At 38.9% G+C, this 7,077-nt stretch carries 6 protein-coding genes and 1 pseudogene; 5 read left to right on the forward strand and 2 right to left on the reverse strand.

The window, feature by feature from the left end:
- Positions 1-549 precede the first annotated feature (549 nt).
- From FTT84_RS16190 to FTT84_RS16200, 3 genes are all read left to right on the forward strand, one after another.
- The gene (locus FTT84_RS16190; protein WP_180081839.1) at positions 550-1,323 is read left to right on the forward strand and encodes a DUF805 domain-containing protein; all 774 of its coding nucleotides are present in this window, start codon (positions 550-552) and stop codon (positions 1,321-1,323) included.
- 239 nt (positions 1,324-1,562) lie between these two features.
- Positions 1,563-1,958, forward strand: coding sequence for a MarR family transcriptional regulator (locus tag FTT84_RS16195; protein ID WP_245668236.1), 396 nt, complete (start codon positions 1,563-1,565; stop codon positions 1,956-1,958).
- Positions 1,948-3,153, forward strand: a complete 1,206-nt coding sequence (locus tag FTT84_RS16200; RefSeq protein ID WP_180081841.1) for an MFS transporter — start codon at positions 1,948-1,950, stop codon at positions 3,151-3,153. Before FTT84_RS16195 ends, FTT84_RS16200 begins: the two co-directional genes overlap by 11 nt.
- Positions 3,154-3,169: 16 nt before the next feature.
- Here FTT84_RS16200 and FTT84_RS16205 read toward each other — a convergent pair whose 3' ends face one another.
- Complete coding sequence (locus FTT84_RS16205) at positions 3,170-4,153, reverse strand: GlxA family transcriptional regulator (protein ID WP_180081842.1); 984 nt, start codon at positions 4,151-4,153, stop codon at positions 3,170-3,172.
- Positions 4,154-4,276: 123 nt separating this feature from the next.
- Here FTT84_RS16205 and FTT84_RS16210 point away from each other — a divergent pair, with 123 nt between their 5' ends.
- A complete protein-coding gene (locus tag FTT84_RS16210; protein ID WP_067766474.1) occupies positions 4,277-6,064 on the forward strand; it encodes an acyl-CoA dehydrogenase in 1,788 nt (595 codons plus the stop codon).
- Positions 6,065-6,203: 139 nt separating this feature from the next.
- Here the strand turns inward: FTT84_RS16210 and FTT84_RS16215 are convergent, their stop codons facing one another.
- Positions 6,204-6,806 (reverse strand): nitroreductase family protein, encoded by a 603-nt coding sequence (locus FTT84_RS16215; RefSeq protein WP_180081844.1) that lies wholly within the window; start codon positions 6,804-6,806, stop codon positions 6,204-6,206.
- Between the two features lie 181 nt (positions 6,807-6,987).
- On the opposite strand from FTT84_RS16215, the pseudogene FTT84_RS17965 reads away from it, so the two are divergent.
- A pseudogene (locus FTT84_RS17965) lies at positions 6,988-7,077 on the forward strand (transposase); the annotation flags it as partial.

Genomic DNA, 7,077 nt, shown 5'->3' on the forward strand with positions numbered 1-7,077 from the left:
ATGGGCAGTTTTTGCAAACTGCTTTCCCAATGGGAGTAATACGGGATTTCCACGTTCCGCTTACTGAAGTACATCGGCTTAGGTGCCTGCTATCGACCGGGAGGCGTATGGGTCACGAATGCGTAGTAGAAAGACGCAATTCCCACCTCCATTACCGTTTTGGTTCGAGCGTATCAGCCATTTCCGCTCGTTCAACTTAACGATCGTTACGCAGATTCACATGTGTTCACCATACCGATTATCTAGCCCTTGTCCGGCTATGGCTGCCAGAAGGGTACGCCTCTCACGATTGATACCCCGCACCTTGCGGTGCCTCGTTACATTGTCGAAGGCGCTCTTTATTCAGCCTTCTAGATTCACCCGGTGACACGGGTGGTTCCCGCAGGGGGAACAACTTCATTAAGCGACTTCGTGTCGCACTAAAACCTAGTTATTAAAATCTTGCTATTAAATTTTAAATAAAAATTGACCAATTATGGTTTTTCCTTAAAATACGCTTGCTGCATAAACATTATGAATTAAATAAAAAATAAAATATTGGATACAAAAATGACAGAACTCAGTACAAGTGAATTAAATCCTTTTCCATCTTCAAATCAATATCAAACAGCGACGAGTAAAGCTGATCATCCTTTATCACCTGAAGGACGTTTTGGTCGCCTGTCTTATTTAGCTTGGTTATTCATCATTGGTATGATCTATAGCTGTGTTTTAGGCATTACTGTTGCGCTAGGACTATTTGCAGTTTTTACTTCAGCTGAACGTAGTTTTGATGTGCTATTTAGTTCTGCCTTAGGCATTAGTGCTATCGTTTTAGCTGTTGTATCTATCATTGCAATGTTTGTTGCCATGATCTGTATTACTATCAGACGTTTACATGATTTAAATAAAAGTGGTTGGTTATGTTTAGTTTTTCTTATCCCACTTGTTGGCACATTTTTCAGTATTTATGTGATGACTGCCAAAGGCACACAGGGTGAGAATAATTACGGTATTAAACGCCCAACTGAACAAACGGAAAAAGTGATAGGCTGTTTATACTTAGTGCTAATGATCGTGTATTTACTGGTTATGATACCCGTTATGCTCAATATGCAAGGCATGATGAACAATATGGCCCAAGCTCAACTCGAAGAACAAGCCATGATGTCTGAAGGTGAACCTGAAATGAATGATGAAGAGCTAGCCGCATATTTACAACAACTTGAACAACAAAGCGGCGAAGAATTAGCGTATGCAGACGGTGAAAGTGTTGAAATTGCAGAAACCGATACAACAAATAATGAACACGCTATAGCTGCTGCCGAAGCTGCCGTTGAGTAAATAGCATTGCTATGCTGCAAAACGATCATGTAAAGATTTAATTTTTCATCTTTCAAGTGATTAAAAAGCCAATATTCGTATTGGCTTTTTTATGTATGACTACTTATCTCGGATATTACCCATTCACTTGTACATTAAAATGAAAAGGCGTAAAGTTGCCTTAAATATAGTTACCATAGTTAACCATTGTGAATTCTCTACTCGGATTCCGTTCTTCATTATTGCGCTGCGCACGTATGATGAGTGACGAAGTCAATACACTCCTCCTTCCATATCAACTGAATTATTCCCTATGGCAAGTTATGTTTGTCATTCGTGAAAAAGGCGGTTGTACATCCATTGAAATGGCTGAATATTTAAATGTTTCAAAGCCTTCTATAGCGAAACGTGTACATGCACTTACAGCCTTAAATGTTTTAATTCATGTTGAAACTGAAGATAAACGACAAAAAAAACTAATACTAAGCCCACAGGGTGAAGACCTATTTAAACAATGCTCTGTTGAAATTGATCATTTTGAAAAAGCATTGATCAGTCAATTTCTCCCCAATGATATACAGCAATCGGTCAGTATCTTTAATCGTATTATCCAGACATTAGAATGCGCAAAATTAGGTGAAGATCATGCAAAATAATGCCGCCTTATGGACACGCAATTTTATATTAGTGAGTGCCATAAATTTCCAGTTGGTACTGACATTTTATCTTTTGGTTGTGGTGATTGTCGGTTATGCCGTAGCAGAACTTGGCGCAACTACCGCACAAGCTGGTTTAATTTCGGGTTTATTTATTGTCGGTACGTTAGTGGGACGACTGCTGGTTGGTAAATTTCTTGAGCGCTTTGGACGAAAAACTACTTTAATTGTTGGTCTGACAGGATTCTTACTTTTCTCTGGTCTGTACTTTATCCCTTTTGGCGTCGGCATGCTGCTCTTTGTGCGTTTTATGCATGGCTTTATGATGGGCATGGCATCAACAGTACTCGGTACAATCATTGCGCAAATCTTACCTGCATCACGCCGTGGTGAAGGCATTGGCTATTACAGTATGAGTAGTACTTTAGGTACGGCGATTGGCCCTTTCCTTGCTATTTGGATGATGCTCAATGTCGGATACCAATCCATTTTTGTTGTTTCAACGGTCATTGCCGTATGCTGTTTAGTCGTAGCTTGGTTGATACAAGTTCCTGATTTACCTAAAATAAATAAAGCGATCGAAACTGTTGTCGCTATGAAAAAGCCAAACTGGTTTTCTCAATTTGTCGAACCTAATGCAGTACCCATTTCGTTAATCATGTTATTCGCCTCAATATGTTATTCAGGCGTACTATCATTTATTAATTTCTATGCCAAAGAAATTAATTTAGTTGAAACAGCTTCTTTTTTCTTTTTAATGTACGCCATTGCGATTTTGATTTCGCGTCCTTTTACAGGGCCTTTAATGGATCGGAAAGGTGAAAATATTATTATCTATCCTGCATTTATAATTATGGGTATTGCCCTCATTTTACTCAGTATCACGCATAGTTCTTGGATGCTGTTACTCTGCGCAGGTTTACTTGGCTTGGGATATGGCAATATTCAATCAGTCTGTCAAACCATCGCTGTGAAAAGTGCACCACTTGAACGTATGGGTTTTGCCACATCGACATTCTTCATTTTCCTTGATGCTGGACTTGGTTTTGGACCTTACTTTATTGGCATGTTGCTTGACTACATAGGTTATGAGCAATTGTATTTATATAGCGCTTTTGCTGCTTTTAGCTGTATTTTGGCATATTACCTCTTACATGGCCGCCAATCTTCAAAAAATGTGTTGGCCCATGAATGATCAAATTTTAAGTTTTCTATACTGCAAACCGTCGACTAAATCGTCGGCGATATTCCAACGGAGTTAGCCCCGTTTTTTTATGGAATAATCGTCGAAATGAGCTTGGGTCGCTATAACCCACTTGTTGCATAATTAAATCTACAGCTTGATCTGTTTCTTCCAAACGCTTTCGTGCTGCTTCTACCCGTATCGCTTGTAAATATTGATTTGGCGCAACATCCAACGCATTTTTAAAGTGTCTTATTAACGTTCTTGTTGTGATGTTAAAGGTTTTAGCAATGTCTTCCAGTGCAATATTTTGATGAAAATGACACGCTAAATAGTCTTGAATTTTCTGTACCAATTCATCTTGATGAGGTTTCGCAATCTTGAGTAAAGAATAAGACAATTGGCTGTCTCTGCGATAATCAATGACAAAGGATTTAGCAGACTGAATTGCGATATCAAAACCATAGAAACGCTCAATCAAATGTAGCCCTAAATCAAACCATGCAAGACCACCACCCGCACAATAAATATTTTGATCATGGCTAATTAATTGATCAGTGTTCAACTTGACCAAAGGATAACGTTCACTAAACATTTGTCGAAAGCCCCAATGCGTCGTTGCATGTCTTTCATTAAGCAAGCCTGCCTCAGCTAAAAAAAAGTTGCCCGTACAATTTCCTGCAATGAGCCGATCTACCGGATATTTTTTTAAAAAGTCGATTAATCTCTCATTACGTTGCAAAACATCATTAATTGCTGCCCCAATGGTCGGAACAATCAACACATCAGCTAGATTAATGTCTTGAAATGCAAGATCAGCATGCAGTTTGATACCGTTAATACATTGAATATCTTGACCATCTTGTGTTGCAATTTGCACTTCAAATAAGCGTTGCACATTTTGTTTTTGAATACGATTCCAACTCACACCTGCCATAGCAAATAGGTCGACTACGCCTGTAATTGCTGAGGCCAGAGCACCATCAAAAGCCAAAATCACAATTTTTTTCATTCTAATAGCAACTCGTTTTGTCATTTTTAACACTATAAGTGTCAATATTTACAATCCTAAGGCTAGCTGGCAACTGCTAATCTGTAAGCATTCGAGTCAATTACAATATTTTAGGTTATTGCCATGACGCAGCTTATTAATGATAAAGATTTAAATTTTTTACTTTATGACGTTTTTAAAGCACAGGAACTGATCCAATTCCCTCGCTTTGCAGAACATGATGTAGAAACTTTTAATAGCATTTTAGAAACTGCTCATGGCATCGCCAATGATTTTTTTGCTCCCCATAATGCTAAAGCCGATCATGATGAACCAAGTTTTGATGGCAAAACAGTTACGACAATTGCTGAAGTGAAAACCGCTTGGAAACAATTTGCCGATGCAGGTTTACTCTGCGCTCAACATGAATACGAACTCGGTGGCATGCAATTGCCAACATTAATCAATATGGCTGCCAATGCTTACTTCATGTCGGCAAATCCATCTACTGTGGCATATTCATTTTTAACAGCAGCCGCAGCAAATGTCATTCAGGCTTTTGGTACCACTGAACAAAAAAATACTTTCGTTCCTCATATGTTCCGTGGTCGTTTCTCAGGCACGATGGCACTCACAGAGCCTGACGTAGGTTCATCGTTGGGTGATTTGACGACAAAAGCCATTCCACTAGCAGATGGCAGCTATTCAATTAAAGGTCAGAAAATGTTTATTTCTGGCGGTGACCAAGATATTACTGAAAATATTGTTCACTTGGTCTTGGCTCGAATACAAGATGCACCACAAGGTGTAAAAGGTATTTCTTTATTTATCGTGCCAAAATTTAAAACGCATGCAGATGGCACTTTAGGCGAACACAATGATGTACATCTTGCTGGCCTACTCCATAAAATGGGCTACCGTGGTACAACATCAACCGTATTAAGTTTTGGCGAACATGAGCAATGTCATGGCTATTTAATTGGTGAAGCAGGTTCGGGTCTTAAATATATGTTTAAGATGATGAACGAAGCACGTGTTGGGGTGGGACTTGGGGCAGCGATGATTGGTTATCGTGGCTATTTAGAATCCCTTGAGTACGCAAAAAATCGACCACAAGGCCGTATCGTCTCAGATAAAAATCCTGCAGCAAAACCTGTCAACATCATTCAACATACAGATGTTAAACGCATGCTTTTAGCTCAAAAGTCCTATGTTGAAGGTGCATTGGCACTTTGTTTATTTGCAGCACGTTTAATTGATGAGCATCAAGCCAATCAGAATGAAGATGCCGCTATTTTACTGGACCTAATTACTCCAGTGGTAAAATCATTCCCTTCTGCCTATGGCCCCAAAGCCAATGATTTAGCAATTCAAGTCTTGGGCGGTGCGGGCTATACCCGTGAATACCCGATTGAACAATGTTATCGCGACAACCGTTTAAACCCAATTCATGAGGGTACTTTTGGTATTCAATCACTTGATTTATTGGGCCGTAAGTTATGGCAGCACAATAGTAAAGGTCTAATATTGTTAATGCAGCGTATGCAAAACACTATTGCTGAAGCTCAAGATGAACGTGTGAAACCACTTGCTGCATTATTTCAAAAACATCTGGCAATAGTACAAGCAACCACGCAACGTTTAGGCAAAGTATTAATACAAGGTCAGGTCGATCAGGCACTTGCAAACTCAGCGCTTTATCTCGACATGATGGGTAAAGTTATTATCTCATGGCTTTGGCTGGACATGGCAAACAAGGCTGTTGCCACATTTCAGCAATCAGAGCTTGAGGAAGATCAAAACTTTATGGCGGGAAAATTGCAAGCTGCGCAATACTTTATACGCTGGGAACTTCCTGAAATTGAACATCAAGCACAGTTATTAAATGAGCTCGATGACACTTGCCTAAATATGCAAGAAAGTTGGTTCTAAGCACCAGTTTAGCTCTATCCTCAATGAGCTAAAACGGACAATGTTTTTTATGGATGAAAAGCATTGTCCAACCTCTATACATAAAAAGAGCTGCAAATGCAGCTCTTTCTCTATTCATCGACTATGTTGTATTCAACGATTATTGAAAAACCTTAAAACGTTCAGCATCATCGATGTAGCCTTTGTCTTTTGCTTCACCTTCTACAGAACCAAATACCAACTGAGCACGAAGTTTCCAATGAGCAGGAATGCCCCATTCAGCATGTACTTGTTCATCGACAATTGGGTTGTAATGTTGAAGTGATGCTCCTAAGCCTTCGGTATGTAAAGCAGTCCACGTTGCAAATTGTGCAATTGCTGTAGAATGTTCTGCCCAAATTGGGAAGTTTTCAGCATACGAAGGAAATTGCGCTTGTAGGTTTTTTACGACATCTAGGTCTTCAAAGAACAATACTGTACCCACACCAGCAGCGAAACTTGCCATTTTCGCAGTGGTTTTTGCAGCACTTTCCTCATCTTTTGCATAAGACTTTAATTTATCTGCCACTAAAGCCCAGAATTTTTCATTTTCACCATTAAACAAAATCACTGCACGTGAAGATTGCGAGTTGAATGATGATGGACTTTGTTTAATTGCATGTTGAATCAAATCAGTTAGATATTCTGGCGTTTGACTTACATTTTTACCAATTGCATAGATCGTACGGCGTTTGGTAATTAGATCAATAAACTGATTTGACATAGTTATAAAGTCCTTATCGAAATGATATATGTAAATGAGCCTAAAATAAGGCGAGTGATATTCATATGAAATGCAAATTACATTCCAAATTTGACCATCTATTAAAAAGTTGCCAAACATTGACCACTATGAAGTAGCGATAAATATAGTCAAATCATTATAAAACCAATACAATGGTGCAATGAGTTATTCAGAACATTTTAGACGTAAAATTTTAGCTAAACTTGAGGAAGGTTATTCTATTCGAGCGGTAGCTGCACAATTTGAAATT

The organism is Acinetobacter sp. YH01019 (assembly GCF_013420285.1).
Lineage (GTDB): Bacteria > Pseudomonadota > Gammaproteobacteria > Pseudomonadales > Moraxellaceae > Acinetobacter > Acinetobacter gandensis.